Raw genomic sequence first — 19,192 nt, 5'->3', positions numbered from 1 at the left:
AGGTACTCGACGGCACTGGCAAGGTGTCCGTCGTCGTGTCCGGTGACGAAAGTACTAGTCGTCTGCTCGAGAATCTCACCCTCTCTCCGGCGGCAGGCCCCTCCGCCGGATCTGACGCTTGGAGCCATCGCCGTCTCGTTCACCGGTAACCCGGAGGGGCCTGGCAGCGTTGGCAATTTCGAAGCCGGCTGTGAAATGGTCGTTCATGCAGACGTGGCGGCGTCGAGGGCGGAGATCAGCCTTGACGGTTCCCGTTTCGACAATGCGTTCGCCGACCGTATCTCGGGCCACCTCGAGGTCCTACTGGGCCGTATGGCCAAGGCTCCGTGCGATCCTGTCGGCCGGCTGGACATCCTCACGGACCGGGAAGCCGACACACTCCTACTGGAGTGGAACGGGACAGACCGACGTCTCACAGACGACGTCTGCATTCACCAGGCCTTCGAGGCAAGGGCCGCCGCTACCCCCGAGGCCGTGGCTGCCGTATTCGGCGAAGAGTCGTGGCTGTTTGGCCGGGTAAACAGTCAGGCGAACGAACTGGCCCACCGACTGATTGATCTGGGAGTGGGACCGGACGTTCGGGTGGCCGTCCACCTCGAGCGCACACCGGACCTCCTGGTGACCTTGTTAGCGGTGCTGAAGGCGGGCGGCGCATACGTTCCTCTGGACCCGAGATACCCCCGGGCCCGGCTGGAGAGCATGATCCTCGGTACTGACTGCTCGATCATGATTAGCAGCCGGTCGCTCGCCGAGGCCCTTCCCGTCCGCGTACGCCACCGTCTCCTGATCGACGAGCTGTCGGGCCGGCCAGGGATCCGTCAGGAGAACCCCGTCACCGAGGTCGGCCCGGAGAACCTGTGCTACGTAATCCACACCTCGGGGTCCACCGGGACGCCGAAGCCGATCGCGCTGCGCCACCGCGGGGTGCTCAACAACCTCGTCGACCTTAACACTAGATTCGACATTGGTCCCGACGACGCTGTCCTCGCGCTGTCCTCCCCGGGCTTCGACATGTCGGTATACGAGTTCCTCGGTATCACGCTGGCCGGAGGAACGGTTGTGATCCCGGAGCCCGACGCGGGCCATCACCCAGCTTCCTGGCTGGAGCTCGTGCACCGCCACCGGGTCACCGTCTGGAACTCCGCGCCGCCGCTGATGGACCTGTTTCTCGACTTCGTCGAGGTCGCAGGTGACCGACGACCCCTCCCAGTCGAACTCTCGCTGACAGGCGGCGACTGGGTGGCCGCATCGATGCCTGCCCGCTTCCGGAAGGCAGCCCCCCGGCTGAAGTTCGTTGCGCTCGGAGGTGCCACCGAAGCGTCTATCCATTCGACGGCCTTTGAAGCCGATCCGTCGGCGCCGTGGGACGGAGGACATCTGCCCTACGGCCGGCCACTGAGCCTTTGCCAACCTGGTCAGGTGTTGACGATCATGAGGGTCTGAACTGCGGCGATGAGCTGTCCGGCCCGGTTCGGGCTGGAGCGGATCTTGCGCAGGATCTTCCAGTTCTTCAGCTCGGCGTTGACCCGCTCACCGGGTCCGCGGCGGCGTGAGTGAGCGGCGTTGACCTCGCGCTGGTTGTGCGACAGCGGGCGGAACCGGCCGGTGTCGGGGTCCTTGCGTCGCCGCCGGTGCGGGACCGCGACCGTCGGGCCGGCGCCCTGGTAGGCGGTATCGGCCGCGGCGGGGATGTCATGTTCGGTCAGGGCGTCGATGATGCCGTGCTCGCGGGCGGCGCCCATGTCGTGGCGGGCTCCGGGAAGCGGCGGGGAGATCCACACCAGCCGGCCGGCGGGGTCGGCGATGACCTGGACGTTGAGTCAGTGGCACTTGTGCTTGCCGGAGTAGAACCCGCGGTCATAGCCCGAGGCCATCCCGACGCGGTCGATGCGCAGCAAGGTGCCGTCGAGGATCACGAACGCCTTGCCGATGGCGATCTCGATGGCCTGCTCGAGGGTGGGGGCCATCGTCGCGAGCAGGTCGATCGCCTCGCGCAGGTAGCGGTACACCGTCGAGGTCCCGACCCGGAAACCGCAGGCGAGGTCGGCGTAGGTCTCGCCCTTGCGCAGGTGGGCCATGACGAGCAGGGCCTGACGGCCCGCCGTCAGCTTCCGCCACCGGCTCTGGCGCTGGTTGCGGTGCGCGCGCAACGCGTCGGAGAGTACGTGCAGGGCACGGCTGGACACGGTCATCCCGGACGGGTAGGACAGCACCTTGAAGCTCCTGGTTGGACGGTTTCGATCTCAGCAATCGCCCGTCTACCAGGAGCTTCACCCATTCGAGGTCACGCCACGCCGCACAGGCTCTGACCAGCCCGAACGCCAGGTTGGCAAACGCTCACTGGCCAATCAGCGGACCTTCATTCTCGACGACCGGATGATGCCCGTGCCTGTCGGGGTGGCCGGCGAACTGTGTCTCGGAGGGGCTGGCCTGGGCCGGGGCTACCTAGACCGCCCGGATGAGACAAGGGAGAAGTTCGTCTCGTGGTCCTACCGCGACCGTCCCGAGGAGCGGCTCTATCGCACGGGCGACATGGCGAGATTCTCTTGCGACGGTCTGATCGAGATCCTGGGTAGGAGGGACTTTCAGGTCAAGATCAATGGGATCAGAGTTGAACTGGGCGATGTCGAGTCGGCCCTCGCTGCTCACCCGGGAGTCAAGCGGGCGGTCGTGGTGCCGCGGGCTGCTCCGCACGGTCGGGCGGCTCTGGTGGGGTATGTAACAGCCCAGCACCTCGAAGTGCTGGACGGCGCGTCGATCCTCCAAGAACTCCGGGAGCGGCTTCCGGAGCACATGGTCCCCGCTTCTGTCGAGATCATGGACGCGCTGCCACTGAACGGGAACGGCAAGATCGATCGCCGGGCGCTGGCGTCATTGCGGTCGCCGGGGGCGCCTCCGTCACGGGCGCGGGTGCGGCAATCCGCCCCGCCTGGGTCGTGGCAGCAACTGGTCGTTGAGGCGTGGCGGGACGTCTTGGGAGCCGATCAGCTGGATGACCACGACGACTTTTTCGCAAAGGGTGGAGACTCAATGAAGGCCATCCGGGCCATGGTGCGCATCGACCCCCGCCTCCGAGTCTCGGACATCTACCGGCACCGGACCGCGGTCGCTCTGGCAGACCACCTCACGGAGAGGTACGGGGAGCGGCCCGCGCCCTCGTCCTGAAGACCTCGCCTCGAACCCGCCCTTGAGCCTTCCCGGGAGCAGTTATGGCCGTGTACCTCGTGACCGGAGCCGCCGGATTTATCGGCGCGAACTACGTGCACCGTCTGCTGGAGTGGGAGTCCGCCGACGCCGAAGTGGTGGCCGTGGATTACTTGGGTTTCGCTGGGAATAGAGCGAATCTGAATCCGGTGTCCGATCGCGTGGTCTTTGAACAAGCCGACATTGAGCCTTTTTCAACCTGCCGTTCCGGCAGGTTGAAAAGGGCTCACTGCTCACCGAGGCCGTGCAGTGGCGCGGGTTCGACGACGCCGAGTCCATGGCGAAGGTCCTGCACTGGCGCGTCGGTCAGATCATCGCCGACCGCGAACCGGAGAATGGAACTGCCGAGCCCGAGCACGACTGGACCGCGGTCGCCGACACCCTCGCCCCCGGACCCGTCCGCGACTACCTCCACCAGCTCGGGGACCTGGCCGCTGACCGGCAGAGCGCACTCGGCACCGAGATCGCGCTCGACCCGCCACCGTGGGCGTGCGACCGGCTCCCGGCCGTCCCTGACCAGGACGACTTCGAGGCACGACGCGAATGGGAGCACCGCGCCGGAGTGGTCGCTGCGTACCGGGAGTACCGAGGCATCCCCGATCGCCAGTCCTCCCTCGGCCAGGCACCGCCGACCCAGCAGCCCTTCGCCTACGCCCTGTGGCGCGAAGCCACCGAAGCCCTCGACCCCGACCCGACCGCGCTGGCATGGCAGCACAAGACCGACAGCGAGCTCTACCAGGCCCGCGAAGCCTGGGCGCTCGCGCTGTACCACGCCGACGAGTACGGGCCCCGCGCCGTCGGAGAGGACCTGGCCGCCACCCAGCGGCTGGCCACCGAGATCAACGACGACGCCGTGCTCACCGCAGCCGAAGCAGACGCCACAGCTGACGGTCCCGACCGCGACGAGCTGATCGAGGCCGCCGACCGCTACCGCGCCCTCGCCCAGACCTACACCGCTCAAACGGCGGACATGGCCGAGGAGTACGAGGCCCGGCAGCAGTGGTGGGACGACGTTGCTCCACTGCGCGAGGCCGACCAGGCCGCGGCCGGGGAACTGGAACGACGCCAGCTCCCCACCTGGCGCGACTGCGGTTCCCCGAGATCGTGGAGGGTTCTTATGCCGCGTCTCGGGTGAGGGCGGCGTTCTCGTAGTTGATCGGTGAGAGCCCGGCGGCGGCACTGTGTCGCCGCCGGTGGTTGTAGAAGCCGTAACACCAGTCGATGACCGCCGCCCGCGCCCTACTGATGGTGTCGAAGTCGTTGCGGGACAGCACTTCCCACTCCAGGCTGGAGAAGAACGCCTCCGCCGCGGCATTGTCGAAACACGACCCGACCCGGCCCATCGACTGACGGATGTCGAGCCGCCGACACAGAGCGGTGAACGCGCCCGCGGTGTAGGTCGACCCGCGGTCGGTGTGGAAGATCACCCCGGCGATTCGGTCCGCCCCGCCGCGGGCCGCCACCGCCATCCGGATCGCCGCACACGCCAGCTCGGGGTTCGGGTGCAGCCCCGTGGCCGCGCCGAGCAGCCGCCGCGAGTACAGGTCGATCACCGTGGCCAGATACAACTTCCCGGCCGCGGTGGGGATCTCGGTCATGTCCCCGACCCATCTGCGGTTCGGCTCGGCCGCAGTGAAACCCCGACGAAGCAGGTCCGGGAACTTCGGCGCCGTGCGGTCCTGGCGGGTCAGCCCGTTGTGCCGCTTGATCCGGCGGGCGACCAGGCCCTGGCGGCGCATCGAGTCCGCCACGGTCTTCTCCGACACCCGCCATCCGGCCTCACACAGGTCGGCGTGCAGACGGGGTGAGCCGTGTAGCCGCTGGGCGTCGTCGAACGCCACGGCCACGGCGGCGTCCAACGCGCAGCGGCGCTTCTCGGTCGCGGTGGCACCACCGTCGGAACGCGCGGCGCGGTCGAGCCACTTGTACAGCCAGGAGATCGACACCCCCAACAGGGCGCAGGCCAGCGTGTGCGGCACCCGGTGGAAGGTCCTCTGGTCGGCGATGAAACGGGCCACGCTCACTTCGTCGCCTCCTTGACCCACAGGACCACGGATCGCTTGAGGACATCACGCTCCATCCGCAGCTCGGCGTTCTCCGCGCGCAGCCGCTTGAGCTCCTCGACGCCGCCGCGAGACAGGCCCTCGGTGTCCTCGCGGGCCTCTCGTGCACGGGCCACCCAGTTGCCCAGCGTGCCCTCGTTGACCCCCAGGTCACGGGCGACCTGGGCGATCGGCTTGCCCGTCTCCTCCACGACCCGGACCGCTCCGTCACGGAACTCCCGGTCGTAGCGCTTCCGTACCTCTGGCATCGCTACCCCTTATAGCTGATGCCTCCCCGATCATGGGGGAACCGCAAAGTCCTCGGACTCGGCCAGCACCGCGCGCCACCGCCCCGAGTGCGCCAGCGACCCGACCAGCAGGTGCGCGTGCGCCCCGAGACCCCATGCCGTCGGCGGGTCGGGCAGCTCGACCCAGTCCCACTGGGTCTCCTCGCCCGCCGGGTGGGTGATCACCGCCGCGTCCCGGCCCCGCGAGGCCTGACAGGGCTCGCAGTGCGGCCGCAAGCTGTGGGTGCGGATCGCCGCGGTCAACGACGGATACGACCCGGTGAACCCGAGTCCGACCAGCTCGTCGTGCAGCGTCGACGCCCACAGATGTGGGTCCTCGCCCAGCCGCAGCCGGCAGTACTCCAGGAACGGCTCGGTCAGGGTCGGTTCCCGGCGGACCCGCCGCTCGGGGACCCGTGCGCCGGACAAGTACGCGCGGATGGTCTTGCGGTCATGGCCCAGATGCCGGGCGATCGCTGAGATCGTCCAGCCCTGCTCCCGAAGCGCGTGCGCTTCCACATCAGCCTCCCAGGACAACACCCGGGCCTCCCACCACTCCGCCGGTGCTCACACATCACCGGCAGCTCAGCGGCAAGCCCTGACTCGGTCTCGACACCACGCCGGGACCCGTGCTCAACCTGGGGAAGTTGATCTAGCAGAACTGGGGAGATTCAGTTAGCGCCATCAATCTGCCGACCTGCTGATCGATGCGCTTGCACGGCCGGAGTCCAGATCGGCGTAGGGCTCAGTGTGCAGGACCCCGACGGTGCAGCCACGCCGGATCGCGTCCACCAGGTCACGACGCGGATGTTCTGCGGCCGCTCACCAGTCTTCACCGGCGATAGCAACTATGCGATCGGCGTGCTGGAGCACACCGACGGCCAGCCCGCGAGCAGGTGTTGGAGCTGGCCCTGGGCAACCCGCGGGGCTCGGTACTGCTCTTCCACATTCCCACCACCAGAGACTGTGGTCCGCACTGGCGACAGCGTCTGTTCAGCCGGGATCTGTCCACGTGGGACTGTTTCAAGATCGGTGTTTTCGGCCCGACACGCCGGGCTGAGGTCCGGCGAGATGGGCACGGACAGTGATGACATCGGACCTTGTGGATCCAAGCGAGGGTGACCCGAAGCCTGCTCGGCAGGCGTCGGCGGAGCGGGCCGCTGCGGCGGCGATGGTGGCCGAGGCGAAGGCGCGCGGGCTGGCGTTGACCGGCCCGGACGGCCTGTTGAAGCTCTTTACCAAGAATGTTCTGGAAACGGCGCTGAACGAGGAGATGACCGAGCACCTCGGGCACGACAAGAACCGGGCCGACCCCGGCCGGGAATCCACCAACGTGCGGAACGGGTCCCGCTCGAAGACGGTTCTCTCGGATGCCGCGGGTGACGTGGAGATCGACGTTCCGAGAGACAGGGCCAGCACTTTCGAGCCGCAGATCGTGAAGAAGCGTCAGCGGCGCCTCACAGATGTCGACGAGGTCGTACTGTCGCTGTATGCGAAAGGGATGACGACCGGGGAGGTTTCCGCACATTTCGCTGACATCTATGGGGCGTCAGTATCGAAGGAGACGGTCTCGCGGATCACCGACAAGGTCGTCGCCGAGATGAATGACTGGGTTGGTCGGCCGTTGGATTCGGTGTACGCCGCGGTGTTCATCGACGCTGTCCACGTCAAGGTCCGGGACGGGCAGGTCGCCAACCGGCCGGTCTACGCAGCCATCGGCGTCACCGTGGACGGCTGCAAGGACGTGCTGGGGCTGTGGATGGGCGTCGGCAGTGAGGGCGCGAAGTTCTGGATGAGCGTGCTGGTCGACCTGAAGAACCGCGGCGTGCGTGACGTGCTGTTCCTGGTCTGCGACGGCCTCAAAGGACTCCCGGAGGTCGTGGCCAACGTGTGGCCGCAAACCATTGTCCAAACCTGCGTCGTGCACCTGATCCGAAACACTTTCCGGCTGGTGGGTCGACAGGACTGGGACGCGGTGAAGCGCGACATCAAACCAATCTATGCCGCGCCCAACCCGAATGCAGCACTTATCGCTATGGATGAGCTCGACGAGAAATGGGGCCGTAAGTACGCGGCGATGATCCGGCTATGGCGCAACGCGTGGGAAGAGTTCGTGCCGTTCTTGGACTACGACGTCGAGATTCGAAGGGTGATCTGCTCTACGAATGCGATCGAATCGCTTAACGCCCGCTACCGGCGCGCGGTGCGGGCGCGTGGTCATTTCCCCACTGAGCAGGCTGCGATGAAATGCTTGTATCTTGTGACTCGCAGCCTGGACCCGACCGGGACGGGCCGCACGAGGTGGACGATGCGTTGGAAGCCCGTGATCAACGCGTTCGCCATCACGTTCGGTGACCGCTGGCCGGGAGCCGAGACCTACTGAGCAACGACGCCGAAACACCGATCACGAGACAGGCCCGTCCACGTGTCAACGGCGGGTTGGGAGTGACCCCGTAGCGACGGATTGGAACTGACCCCCGGCGTGGTGTGGTGATGGTCAGTCGTTGCTGGCGCGGTTGTGTTTGGCCAGGAGCTCGCGTCGGGCGCGGGTGCGGTAGGAGTCCCCGGACAGGGTCAGGACTTCGGCGTGGTGGACGAGGCGGTCGATCATGGCTGCGGCGACGACGTCGTCGGAGAAGGTCTCGCCCCAGCGGCCGAAGGGCAGATTGCTGGTGACCATGACGCTGCCTTGTTCATAGCGGGAAGCGATGAGCTGGAAGAACAGGTTCGCTGCGTCCTGGTCGAACGGGATGTAGCCGACCTCGTCGATGATGATCAGTTTGTAGCGGCGGATCTTCTTCAGCTCGGCCTCGAGCCGGCCGCTCTGGTGCGCGGCGGCGAGTCTGGTGATCCAGTTGCTGGCGGTGTCGAACAGGACCGAGTAGCCGGCGTGGGCGGCTTTGACGCCGAGCCCGATCGCGAGGTGGGTCTTCCCGATCCCGGGCGGGCCGAGCAGGATCACGTTCTCGCACTTGGCGACGAACGTGCTCGTGGCCAGGTGGGCCAGGATGTCGCGGCGCAGCGAGGGCAGATGGTCGAGGTTGAAGTCCTCCAAGGTCTTGACCTGGGGGAAGTGCGCGGTGCGGATCCGCATGACCGTGCCCTTGGACTCGCGGTCGGCGACCTGGCGCTGCAGCAGCGCGCCCAGATACTCCTCGTGCGACCAGTTCTCCTCACGGGCCTGGGCTGCAAGCTGTTCCCAGCTGGCCGCGATGGTCGGGGTCTTCAGGACCCGGGTCAGGTAGGCGATCATCGCCGGCAGTCCGTCGGGGACCGCGGCCAGCACCGGACCGGCCGGCCCCGAGCTCCCAGCGGGGTCGGTGGTGATCTTCGGTGGTGTGGTTGTCATGAGCTGCTCGCTTCCTCGGCAGTGGAGACGAAGTCGACACCGAACAGGGCGTCGTAGTCGGGCAGTGCGCGCAGGGTCACCGGGTGGCCGTCGAGGTGACGGCGTGCTGCGGCCTGTCGGGTGTTGCGGTCGTGGGCCAGGGCGCGGCGCATCGCCGCGGCGGTGTGCTGGTGCGCCGGGTCGGTGATCACCGCGTGGCGGGCCCAGCTGCGGTCGTGACGGGCGACGACCTGGCCGGCGCAGTAGACGACGACCTCGCGCGGTGAGGCGGCGACATCGACGAACCGGCCGATCATCTGCGGATCCACGGAGTAGTCGTTGGCATCGACGCGGACGTAGTAGTCCCGTGCCAGCCGGATCCGCTGGGCCAGCCCGATCGGCGGGTCCAGCGGCGGCAGCGGAGTCATCGCCGCGTAGTCGTGGGCGAGCACGTCCACCGGGCGGCCGCCGATCGCTCGGACGGTGCGGGTGTTGGCCCGGGCCAGCCAGTCGTCGATCTGGTGGTTGAAGTCGGCTGGGGAGGCGAAGCGACGTCCGGGCAGGAACGAGGTCTCGAAGTAGCCGTTGTTGCGTTCGACCAGCCCCTTGAACTCCGGATCCCGCGGTGGGGCAAGCCGGATCCGGGTGGCCAGAGTGCCGGCGAACGCAGCGGCCGGTGCCGAGACCCGCCCGGTCCCGCCGATCGCAGACTCCCGGTCCCAGACCAGCGTGCGGGTCACCCGCCCGACGTCGCTGATCAGCTGCCACATCCCGGACAGGATGTCCCCGGCCTGGCGCGAGGGGATCATCGTCGCGGACAAGAACCGCGAGTAGCCCAGCGTCATCACCAGCACCGGTAGGACCCGTTCCTGGCCTGGGCCGACGGGGATCGTGGTCTCGGGGAACCACAGGTCGCACTGGGTGATCTCGCCCGGTGCGTAGGCGACCCGGTCGACCGGGTCGATCCCGACATACTCGGGGCGGATCTGGCGGATCCGGTCCTTGAGCACGGTCAGCGAGTGCTCCCACCCGATCCGCTCTGCGATCACCGTGGCCGGCATGCGTGGGAACTGCGCCAGCAATGCCCGCACCTGCGGCTCGACCGCATCCGCCAGCGATCCCCGCGGGCCCCGTTCCCGCTTCGGCGGGCCCGGCGCCCGCAACGCGGAGCGCACCGTGTTGCGGGCCACCCCCAGCCGGCGGGCGATCTCCTTGATCGGGACACCCTCGGCCCGATGCAGACGACGGATCTCGGCCCAGTCCTCCACCGACAACACCCCCTCAGCGTCGTGCAGAGGGGGTCAATCCCAAGCCGACGCTAGGGGGTCAGTCTGAGCCCGTCGTCGACACCACGCGGTGCCGTCCTCGGTGCGGTACGAGACGAGGAGGGCCATCGCAGCGTGCTGGGCGTGGTCGAGACCATCGCTGATGTCCGCCAGCAGCCGCCGTGCGGTCGGGTCGGCAGCGGTTTCATCGCTGTGTTCGAGTTCAGCGGTGATCGCGGCGAGTTGCGTGAGCAGGGTGAACAACTCGGCGGAGGCCTCGGGGAGTGGCCCTCCGGTGGCCGGCCCGTCGGGTCCGGCCGGTCGGTCGGGGGTGGGCGTCGGTATGCACCGTAGGGAATGCAGCTGACGGAGTGCGCTGTCGAACCGGTCTCCAGAGCTCATGCTGTCCTCGGTGATCCACGCTCCGCTATCCGACATGTGTCCCCTCCCAGGCGTTCTGTGCTCGGGTGGCAGGTCCAGATTCGTGCCGGGGACCTTGCCCCGCTTTCGGAGTCGCGCTCAACGACTGAGCCGTGGCGTACTCGAATGTGTACGCGTTCGGGTACCCTGTGAGGTGTGTGGGTGCCTGAGGTGTTGTCGTTCCGGGAGTTTCGTACGGCGTTGGCGGCGACGTTGAAGCGGGTGCAGGACCCCGAGGCGGAGCCCGTCTTCGTGGGCGCGCATCGCAAGCCCGAGGCGGTGGTGATGTCGGTGGCCCGTTACGAACAGCTCGTCGGAGCGGCGCGGCGACGCGCGGATGTCGACGAGGCGCTCGCCTCGGTGCGCGCGGAGGGTCTCGAGCCCAGTGCGGAGGGCCTGGCGTTGCTCGATGGTGTCGCGGCGGGTTCGCTGAGCACCGACGAGGCTCGTGAGCGTGTCCTGGCCCGTTACCGCCGTTGACCGGACCGGACCCCTACCTCGACCTCGACACCGGTGTCCTGCGGAACCGGCTGGGCATCGCCGACCCGGCCGAGCTCGCCCAGGCCGAGGCCGAGCTCACCGCCCTGCGCCTGATCGAGCTGCGCCAGGCGCCGCTGCCCGGGCGCTACGACCTGGACCACCTACAGGATTTCCACCACTACATCTTCCGCGACCTCTACGACTGGGCCGGGCAGCTGCGCACCGTGTCGATCGGCAAGGGGCAGCTGTTCTGCCTGCCCCAGCACCTCGAATCCTTCGCCGCCGATATCTTCGGTCGCCTGTACGCCCAGCAGGGTCTGCGCGGGCGTGACCTCGACGGTTTCGTCACCGGTCTGGCCGAGCTGCTGGGCGACATCAACGCCCTGCACCCGTTCCGGGAGGGCAACGGGCGCACCCAGCGGGCGTTCCTGGCCCAGCTCGCCCACGACGCGGGCTACGAGCTGCGCTGGACCGCGATGGACCCGGCCGAGAACAACCGCGCGTCCGCGCTCTCGCTGGCCGGTGACAGCTCCGCCCTGCACACCATGCTCGCCCTCCTCGTCAGGCCACTCCGTCAGCCACCCCAGTCGCGGCCGGCCTCCACCGACAGCTGAGCGGCGCCTCCGGCTCGACCTCGGCCTGCTTCTCGAGGGGCCGTGCCGCTTGTGCCGGAGTCGGCAAGGCGTTCCTGGCTGTGTGTCCGCCGCGTCTGGCTGAGTGGGCTGAAGAATTGTCGGTCCCCTGTCGCACACTGAGCCTTTTTCAACCTGACCAGCGATCTCCTGACGCAGAAGCTCGCTGGTCAGGTTGAAAAAGGCTCACTGCATCAGGACGTGCAGCGGGATCGTGACCTTGCCGGCCTGCTCGAGGACGGTGCGGGGGATGAAGCTGCCGGCGAACAGGATGGCGGCCACGATGCGCGGCTCGAGGACCGCCAGCCGGGTGCCGACGGCGATGACCCCGCCCGCGAAGCCCACCGGGCCGCCGATCTCGGGCAGCGCGAGCAGGGCGTCCAGGGTCCGCTGCCATTCGGGGACGGCCTCGTCGACCAACGGCAGGATGAGTCGGTCGATGATGTCGTCATCGACGGGCCGGCCGGCCTGCAGCACCCGGCGGACATCGGCGCGCGCCCCGTCGACGCTGGCGATCGAGGTCCGGCCTCCGCTGCCGGGGAGTTCGATCGTGGCTGCCGCGTATCCCTGCGCGACGCAGTCGCGGGCCCTGGACACCAGGCGGTCGTGCATCCTGTCCAGCCCGCCGGGGTGCCCGAGCAGGACCAGCGGGACCGGCCCTGTCCCGGTCACGCCCGTCCAGAGGATTCCGGGGATCTCCCCGAGGGTGAACTCGCGCTCGACGACGCCGTTGTCCCACTGCTGTTCGGAGGTGAACTCCATGGTCGTGCCTTTCAGGAGCGGTCGTGAACGGCGCTCCCGGACGACCTATCGTCCGACCGTGACCCCTGAGGGGAGCACCCATGTCGAATCGTTCACGGGTACCACCTCCTCGGTCTCCTGCACGGTCAGCGGCACGGTAGCAGTAGTCGAATCGGCACCGCGGGAGAATTCCCGCGCGGGATGTCCGGCAGGTGTCGTAATCGGGTGCCGTGCTCGGCCGTAGGGCCGTGGCGTCGTCGCAAGGGCTCGGCAGGCACGTCCGAGCTTGAGGAGGCGGTCGGCTCGATCTGCACGACAAAGCCGAGCTAACTGTCATAATTCTCATTATCGGCTCGTGACCACCGAGGCTTGCACCAGGTGCGATAGCTTCCGCGCTGGGGCGTTTCGTGGCTACCACAGGCTGGAGTACCTGGAGGCCGAGTTCTATCTGCGCGCCGTGACGGGCAACGGCCTGAAGGACTCCCAGATCGACGGGAAGGGCGAGCTCGGCGGTGTGACCGGGGGCTACAAGGTCTCGTTCGAGACCAAGCTCGGCCGCCAGTACGCCGAGGAGATCGCCCAGGACGAGCGGGCCCACGTCGACTTCCTGCGTGCCGCACTCGGCGACGCGAAGGTCGCCCGGCCCGAGATCGACCTGCAGGAGGCGTTCACCGCCGCGGCGCGGGCGGCCAGCGTCGTGGGCGCGAACGAGACCGTCCTCAGGAGGGGCTTCTCCACCCGGCGCCGTCCTCGGTGCGGTAGGACATCAGGGGGGTCGACGCAGCGTGCTGAGTCTGGTCGAGACCCCCATTGATCTCCGCCAGCATACGCCGGGCGGTCGTCGGCGAGTTCTTAGACGCCGTGCCAGCGGAACGGGTTGCCGGCCGCGGCTCTCGTCACCGAGCTGACCGGCCCGCTCGACAACTTTACATCGGCAAGACTCCGGAGCGACCCCTACCCCGGGCGGGGTCTTACCAGTGAGCCTTTTTCAACCTGACCAGCGAGCTTCTGCGTCAGGAGATCGCGAAGGTTGCAGCGCAACTGCTCTGACCACAGCTGCACAGGTCACCGGCTCGCCAGCTCGGCGTCTGCACCCACACAACCAGGCCCCTGAGCTGCCGGAACGGCAGGTTGAAAAGGGCTCAGTGTCGGCCAAGCGTGGCGACCGGGTCGTGACCCCGGACCGACCGTCGGAAGGGAGGCCCGCTTCGCCACTACTGAGGCCGCGGAGAGGTGGTAGGAGCTATACCTGGTCGCACGACCGGACACCTAGGGAAGCCTGGACGGTGCTGATCGAGCGCCCCACCGCTCCGCAGAACCCGACACGTCCACGCAGACGATGCAGCTGCGGCGCGAGTTGTCACCCGCTTCAGCGGCGCGGCCGCCTTATTGATCTCATGAATCCCTCTCACCCGACGCCGACGGTTCCATTACAGGCGGTCGGGAACACGGTGTACTCCCCTGCCAGTTCTCCCGCTGCGAGATTGTCGTGCAAGTGCTCCGGACGTGACGTGCCGGGGATCGGCAGCATCGTCGGCGACCGCTGCAGCAGCCACGCCAGGGCCACCCGGGCGGTGCTGACCCCGAGCGCGGCGGCGGTACGGCGCAGCGGCGCGCCGCTCGGCCCGTCGAGCCCGGCGAGCGGGAAGAACGGCACGTAGGCGATCCCCTCGGCGGCGCACCGGTCGACGAGGGGGTCTTCGTCGCGGTGGGCGGGGCCGTAGGCGTTCTGCACGCACACGACCGGGGCGATCGTCCGGGCCTCGTCGAGCTGGCCGGCGGTCACGTTGCTGACCCCGAGGTGGCGGACCAGGCCCTGCTGCTGCAGCTCGGCGAGCGCGGTGAACCCGGCAGCCAGCGACCGGCCGGGGCGCACGGCGGTCGCGTCGCCGACCCGCAGGTTCACCAGGTCGAGGGCGTCGACCCTGAGCCGTCGCAGGTTGTCGTGGACGTCGGCGACGAGCTGGTCCGGTCCCGGGGCGGGCTGCCACGACCGGTCCGGGCCGCGCCGGAACCCGACCTTGGTCGCGATCCGCAGGTCGTCGGGGTAGGGGTGCAGGGTGCGGCGCAGCAGCTCGGTGACGACGTGCGGGCCGTAGAAGTCGGCCGTGTCGAGGTGGGTGACACCGGCGTCGACGGCGTCGCGCAGCACCCGGGCCGCGGCGTCGGGGTCGGTGGGCGGCCCCCAGACGCCGGGGCCGGCGAGCTGCATGGTGCCCAGCCCGAGCCGGGACAGCACGAGGTCGGGGGCGAGCGCGAGCTCGCCGCCGGGGCGGGTGGTCATCGGGTACCTCCGTTGCCGGGCACGGGCCACGCCGCGAGCTCGTCGAGCACGGCCGCCCAGTCGACGGCGTGCCCGCGGGCGTCGAGCGCGACGAGCGCGGTGAGCAGGGCGGTGACCTCGTCCGGTTCGGGGCCGGTGGCGGCCACGACGGCGGCGGGGTCGAGGTCGGCCGCGGCGAGCCGGCCGAGCACGGCGCCGGGACCGATCTCCAGGTGGGTGGTCACGCCCTCGCGGACCAGCGTCGCCATCACCGACGACCAGCGCACGGTCCGGCGGCAGTGGCGCAGCCAGTGGTCGGGGCCGGCGGGGGCCGCGGCGTCGACGACGGCGCCGTCGGCGTTGCCGACCAGCGGCACCGCGGCCGGCCGAGCGGGCAGGCGGTCGAGCACGGCGCGCAACGGCTCGAGCACCGGTTCGACGGCGGCGGAGTGGTAGGCGCCGCCGACGGCCAGCTCCGTGGTCGGCACGCCGCGGGCGGCGAGCCCGGCGGCGACGGCCCGGGTGGCGGCGGTCGGCCCGGCGAGCACGACCGCGGTGGGGGCGTGCACCGCGGACAGCTCGACGCCGGTCCCGGCGAGCAGCGGGGCGGCCTCGTCCTCCCCGATCCCGACGGCGATCATCGTGCCCTCCCGGGGCAGTCCCTCGATCAGCCGGCCGCGCTCGACCGCGACGGTGGTGGCGCCGGCCCGGTCCCACACCCCGGCGCACGCGGCCGCGGCGATCTCGCCGAAGGAGTGCCCGCAGACCAGGTCCGGGGCGACGCCGACGGCGGCGAGCAGGTCGGTGAGGCCGAGCGCGAGGGCGAGCAGCGCGGGCTGGGTGTGCCCGGTGCGGTCGATGGCGCGCAGCCCGTCCGGGCCGGGGGCGCCCGGATCGGCGACGACCTCGTCGAGCGGCGGGACCAGCCGGGACCCGGCGTGCCGGGCGACGGCGGTGAGCGCGTCGGCCACCCGGGGCGAGGCCGCGGCGAGCTGCAGTCCCTGCCGGGGGCGCTGGCTGCTCTGCCCGGAGTAGAGGAAGGCGAGCCGGCCGAGCTCGGGCACCGGGACCGGGTGCGGCCCGGGCGCGGTGAGGTCCGCCGCCGACCCGGCCAGCACCACGCGCCGGAACCGGTGGCGGGGGTCGGCGCCGGCGGCGAGCTCGCGGGCCAGGCCGGGCAGGGTCGTGGTGCCCCCGGCCCGCGCGGCGGCCCCGGCGGCGGCACGGGCCAGGCCGTCCGCGGTGGGCGCGGTCAGGACCAGCGGCACCGGTGGGGTCGGGGTCATGGGGTCGCTCCTGCCCGGGCGCGGGGCCCGAGGGGTACGAGGGCGAGTGCGGCGAGGGACAGCCCCCCGGCGACGGTCCAGAGCAGCCCGGCCCCCGGACCGGCGACGACCGCTGCTCCGGCGAGCGCGCCGACCCCGGTCCCGAGGTGGATGGCCGAGGAGTTCAGTGACAGTGCGAGCGGGGCCAGGTCCCCGGTGGCACCGACGATCCGGCTCTGCTGGGCCGGGACGGTGGCCCAGCCGGACAGGCCCCACAGCACGGCGTAGCCGAGGCCGAGGGCGAACGAACCGGCGACCACCGACAGCGCCAGGTGGTCGAGCGCGAACACCGCGACGACCACCGCGACCGTGCGGCCGGCGCCCCACCGGTCGGCGGCTCGGCCCCCGGCCCACGTCCCGGCGACGGCGCCGAGCCCGAAGGCGAGCACCAGCGCGGCGACACCGGTGGGGCCGGCGTCGGGGAACAGGACACCGAGGTAGGGGTAGACGGTGAACGCGGCCGCGTTGGCCAGCAGGGTCACCGCGAGCACCGCGAGCACGTCCGGGCGGCGCAGGACCGTCACCCGCGCCGCGAGGCCGGGCACCGGCGGGCGTGCGGACCCGCCCGCGCGGGCGGCGACGCCGGCCGTCGCGACCGCGCCGAGGACGGCGACCAGGACGAAGGCGGCCCGCCAGGAGCTCTCCCGGGCGACCAGCGTGCCGATCGGGGCGCCGGCCACCAGGGCCAGCGACGCGCCCCCGACCACCACGGCGGTGGCCCGGCCGTGGCGCTCCGGCCCGCCGAGCGTCGCGGCGGTGGCGATCGCGCACGGCACGAACACCCCCGCCCCCAGACCGGCCACGACCCGGGCGGCCCCGAGGGCGGCGACGCCGGGCGCGGCGGCCGCGGCGAGGTTGGCGGCCACGAACACGCCGAGGGCCGCGAGCAGCACCCGGCGGACCGGCAGGTGGGCGGTCACCGCCACCAGCATCGGGCCGCCGAGGGCGTAGGCGAGGGCGAACAGCGCGACCGTCACGCCGACGGCGGCGGGGCCGGTGTAGAGGTCGGCGGCCACCTCGGGTAGCACCCCGGCGATGAGGAACGAGTCGGTCCCGGTGGCGAAGGTCCCGGTCGCCAGGACGCCCAGCAGGAACGCCGGGGAATGGGGCGCGGATTGTGCCGGGGATCGTCCGGGCATCGCTCTCCGGGGTCCGAGGGAACAGCGTCGGGCGTTTCACGGTAACCCGGAGATCACCGCTCCTCGACACCCGTGACACGCATTTCGACACGTAACGGCAACTGGTGTTAACTTGAGGGAGTATACGGACATGCAGCACGGAACACCACCACCTGTCGCGGTGATTTTCGTCATCTGAAGCTCTGACCAGCGATGATCGTTCCGAGATCGGGCCGATATCGGCGCGAGGTGCCCGGCGCATTCCGCCGCTTGTTACCTTCGAACACGAAACGCGACCGGCTCGAACCTCCTCCGCAGCACCTCGTCCACGCATTCCTCCTCATTTCGAGGGAAGTCGACGGAGGAGCGGCCGGTCCGGTCACGCCGCCGCGTTCACCCACTGGGACGGATGCCGACGACGGGAGTCACGCCGTGTCCCACCCCGCCCCCGCGCCCACCGCGCCCACCGCGCCCACCGCGACCGGCTGCGCCGTCCCCTCGGCCCCGCGCGAGCCCGCGCTGCCCGCGCTGCCGGCCGCCGCCCGCGTCGTGCTGGTGCTGCCCAGCGGCCCCGAGCTCGCCGCGCTGCTGCTCGAGTGCCTCGGCCGCGGCCTGGTGGCGGTGCCCCTCGGCCCGCGCACCGAACCGGCCCGGGTGCAGGAGATCGTCGACCGGGTCGGCGCCGCCGTCGTCGTCACGCCGGACGGGGTCACCGCCACCGGCCGGCACGCCGACCGCCCGGACGCCGACGGGCTCGCGCTGATCATGTTCACGTCCGGGTCGACCGGCACGCCGAAGGGCGTGATGCTCCCCCGCACCGCGGTGCTGGCCAACGCCCGGCACACCGCCGCCCTGCACGGCCTCACCCCCGACCGGCCGCACGCCACCTGCCTGCCGCTGTTCCACTGCAACGCGCTGGTGATGTCGCTGGTCGGCACCCACCTGACCGGCACCCCCCTGCTGCTCGCGCCGCGGTTCGACCCGGCCACCTGGTTCGCCGACCTCGACCGGAACGCCGTGCGCACGGCCTCGATGGTCCCGGCGCTGCTGCCCGACCTGCTCGACGCGGCCCCGCCGTGGCCCGGGCGGCTCGACTACGTGATCACCGCGGCCGCCCCGCTCACCGGGGACCTGGCCCGCCGCTTCCACGACGTCTACGGCCCGCGCCTGCGGCAGGGCTACGGGCTGACCGAGCTGGTCAACTTCTCCTTCACCTCGCCGCAGCCGGAACCCGCCCACTGGCGCGCGCACTACCTCGACGCGCACCCGCCGGTCGGGGAGGCCCTGCCCGGGACCGAGCTGCGGCTCGTCGACGGCGGGCGGGACGCCGACGCCGGCGAGGTGTGGATCCGCTCCCCCGACCGGATGCGCGGCTACTGGGACGACCCGGACACCACCGCGGCCACGCTCACCGACGACGGCTGGCTGCGCACCGGCGACCTCGGCCGGGTCCGCGACGGGCTACTCGTCCTCGACGGGCGCCGCAGCGAGCGCATCGACCGCGGCGGGGAGAAGGTCTACCCGCTCGACGTCGAGCGGAGCTGGCGCGACGCCGGCCTGCCCGGCACCGCTGCCGCCGTACCGGTCCCCGACGACGTGCTGGGCCACGAGATCGGGATGGTCTGCGCGGGCACCTCCCCCGAGGTCCGCGACGCGGCGCGGCGGATCCTCGCCGCGGGCCCGCAGCGGCCCGGCACGGTCGCGTTCGGCACGTTCGCCGCGACGAGCACCGGCAAGCCGCAGCGCTCCGCGATGGGCCGCGGTCTGGTCGCCGGTCGGGTCGGCGCCGCAGCCGCCGCCGACCCCGGCGGACCGGCCCGGCTCGCCGCCCGCGTCGGCGCCATACTCCCCGACGGGTGCCGGGCCCGGCACGTCGACCTGACCGGCGCCCCGGCCCCCACCGGGGGCGGGACACCGGACCTCCCCGGTGCGCCCGGCCCACCCGTCGTGGTCGCCCACGGGCCCGGGACCTGCCCCTGGGTTCTGCTCGACCGCCTGCTCGACGACGCCGGGCACACCGCCGCGGGGGTGGTCCCGCTGCGCGCCGGGGGCCGCGACCTGGGTGGCGTCGTCTGGGCCCGCTGACC

General features: G+C 70.6%; 15 protein-coding genes and 5 pseudogenes. 9 read left to right on the top strand and 11 right to left on the bottom strand.

The genetic code is table 11. From position 1 onward, the window contains the following. The first annotated feature begins 42 nt into the window (after nucleotides 1-42). Nucleotides 43-1,443 carry an AMP-binding protein gene (locus tag XF36_RS29270; RefSeq protein WP_145981705.1) on the top strand — a complete coding sequence of 467 codons (1,401 nt, stop codon included), beginning with the start codon at nucleotides 43-45 and terminating at the stop codon, nucleotides 1,441-1,443. Here XF36_RS29270 and XF36_RS29265 read toward each other — a convergent pair. Then, nucleotides 1,416-2,213: pseudogene (locus XF36_RS29265) on the bottom strand (transposase family protein). The gene XF36_RS29270 and the pseudogene XF36_RS29265 overlap by 28 nt on opposite strands. Nucleotide 2,214: 1 nt before the next feature. On the opposite strand from XF36_RS29265, the gene XF36_RS29260 reads away from it, so the two are divergent. The 3 genes and pseudogenes from XF36_RS29260 (at nucleotide 2,215) to XF36_RS29255 (ending at nucleotide 4,339) form a co-directional block, all read left to right on the top strand. Then, complete coding sequence (locus XF36_RS29260) at nucleotides 2,215-3,165, top strand: non-ribosomal peptide synthetase (RefSeq protein WP_082375966.1); 951 nt, start codon at nucleotides 2,215-2,217, stop codon at nucleotides 3,163-3,165. 44 nt (nucleotides 3,166-3,209) lie between these two features. After that, nucleotides 3,210-3,329: pseudogene (locus XF36_RS35910) on the top strand (NAD-dependent epimerase/dehydratase family protein); the annotation flags it as partial. A gap of 119 nt (nucleotides 3,330-3,448) precedes the next feature. Next, a complete protein-coding gene (locus tag XF36_RS29255; protein ID WP_060715163.1) occupies nucleotides 3,449-4,339 on the top strand; it encodes a hypothetical protein in 891 nt (296 codons plus the stop codon). Here XF36_RS29255 and XF36_RS29250 read toward each other — a convergent pair. From XF36_RS29250 to XF36_RS29240, 3 genes and pseudogenes are all read right to left on the bottom strand, one after another. Then, entirely contained in the window at nucleotides 4,320-5,228 is a 909-nt protein-coding gene (locus XF36_RS29250) for an IS3 family transposase (RefSeq protein ID WP_060711044.1), read from the bottom strand. The genes XF36_RS29255 and XF36_RS29250 overlap by 20 nt on opposite strands. After that, nucleotides 5,225-5,515 carry a transposase gene (locus tag XF36_RS29245; RefSeq protein WP_060710840.1) on the bottom strand — a complete coding sequence of 97 codons (291 nt, stop codon included), beginning with the start codon at nucleotides 5,513-5,515 and terminating at the stop codon, nucleotides 5,225-5,227. Before XF36_RS29245 ends, XF36_RS29250 begins: the two co-directional genes overlap by 4 nt. A gap of 48 nt (nucleotides 5,516-5,563) precedes the next feature. Next, nucleotides 5,564-6,073: pseudogene (locus XF36_RS29240) on the bottom strand (IS21 family transposase); the annotation flags it as partial. 631 nt (nucleotides 6,074-6,704) lie between these two features. Between XF36_RS29240 and XF36_RS29235 the strand changes: the two are divergent. Then, a complete protein-coding gene (locus XF36_RS29235; protein ID WP_238589343.1) occupies nucleotides 6,705-7,916 on the top strand; it encodes an IS256 family transposase in 1,212 nt (403 codons plus the stop codon). Between the two features lie 114 nt (nucleotides 7,917-8,030). Here XF36_RS29235 and istB read toward each other — a convergent pair whose 3' ends face one another. From istB to XF36_RS32065, 3 genes are all read right to left on the bottom strand, one after another. Next, a complete protein-coding gene (istB, locus tag XF36_RS29230; RefSeq protein WP_060714314.1) occupies nucleotides 8,031-8,786 on the bottom strand; it encodes an IS21-like element helper ATPase IstB in 756 nt (251 codons plus the stop codon). Nucleotides 8,787-8,878: 92 nt separating this feature from the next. Next, nucleotides 8,879-10,138, bottom strand: coding sequence for an IS21 family transposase (istA, locus tag XF36_RS29225; RefSeq protein WP_145981219.1), 1,260 nt, complete (start codon nucleotides 10,136-10,138; stop codon nucleotides 8,879-8,881). A 24-nt stretch (nucleotides 10,139-10,162) separates the two neighbouring features. Further along, a complete protein-coding gene (locus tag XF36_RS32065; protein ID WP_145981704.1) occupies nucleotides 10,163-10,390 on the bottom strand; it encodes a hypothetical protein in 228 nt (75 codons plus the stop codon). Between the two features lie 318 nt (nucleotides 10,391-10,708). Here XF36_RS32065 and XF36_RS34735 point away from each other — a divergent pair, with 318 nt between their 5' ends. Both XF36_RS34735 and XF36_RS29210 read left to right on the top strand, forming a co-directional pair. Then, entirely contained in the window at nucleotides 10,709-11,026 is a 318-nt protein-coding gene (locus XF36_RS34735; protein WP_238589392.1) for a type II toxin-antitoxin system Phd/YefM family antitoxin, read from the top strand. Then, entirely contained in the window at nucleotides 11,023-11,640 is a 618-nt protein-coding gene (locus XF36_RS29210; protein WP_060715161.1) for a Fic/DOC family protein, read from the top strand. The genes XF36_RS34735 and XF36_RS29210 overlap by 4 nt, the downstream gene beginning before the upstream one ends. 207 nt (nucleotides 11,641-11,847) lie before the next feature. Here the strand turns inward: XF36_RS29210 and XF36_RS29205 are convergent. Further along, nucleotides 11,848-12,420: pseudogene (locus tag XF36_RS29205) on the bottom strand (alpha/beta hydrolase); the annotation flags it as partial. Nucleotides 12,421-12,820: 400 nt separating this feature from the next. Here XF36_RS29205 and XF36_RS29200 point away from each other — a divergent pair. Then, nucleotides 12,821-13,114: pseudogene (locus XF36_RS29200) on the top strand (ferritin-like domain-containing protein); the annotation flags it as partial. Between the two features lie 693 nt (nucleotides 13,115-13,807). Here the strand turns inward: XF36_RS29200 and XF36_RS29195 are convergent. Genes XF36_RS29195 through XF36_RS29185 form a run of 3 tightly spaced genes read right to left on the bottom strand, consistent with a single transcriptional unit; the run spans nucleotide 13,808 to nucleotide 17,126 of the window. Beyond that, entirely contained in the window at nucleotides 13,808-14,683 is an 876-nt protein-coding gene (locus XF36_RS29195; protein WP_060715159.1) for an oxidoreductase, read from the bottom strand. Continuing rightward, nucleotides 14,680-15,948, bottom strand: a complete 1,269-nt coding sequence (locus XF36_RS29190) for an acyltransferase domain-containing protein (protein WP_060715158.1) — start codon at nucleotides 15,946-15,948, stop codon at nucleotides 14,680-14,682. The genes XF36_RS29195 and XF36_RS29190 overlap by 4 nt, the downstream gene beginning before the upstream one ends. Further along, nucleotides 15,945-17,126 (bottom strand): MFS transporter, encoded by a 1,182-nt coding sequence (locus tag XF36_RS29185; protein WP_060715157.1) that lies wholly within the window; start codon nucleotides 17,124-17,126, stop codon nucleotides 15,945-15,947. Before XF36_RS29185 ends, XF36_RS29190 begins: the two co-directional genes overlap by 4 nt. A 411-nt stretch (nucleotides 17,127-17,537) precedes the next feature. Between XF36_RS29185 and XF36_RS29180 the strand changes: the two genes are divergently transcribed. Next, nucleotides 17,538-19,190, top strand: a complete 1,653-nt coding sequence (locus tag XF36_RS29180) for a class I adenylate-forming enzyme family protein (RefSeq protein ID WP_060715156.1) — start codon at nucleotides 17,538-17,540, stop codon at nucleotides 19,188-19,190. Nucleotides 19,191-19,192: the final 2 nt, after the last annotated feature.

Source organism: Pseudonocardia sp. HH130629-09, from assembly GCF_001294645.1.
In the GTDB taxonomy this organism is placed as follows: domain Bacteria; phylum Actinomycetota; class Actinomycetes; order Mycobacteriales; family Pseudonocardiaceae; genus Pseudonocardia.
This window is presented reverse-complemented; position numbering and strand designations above follow the sequence as displayed.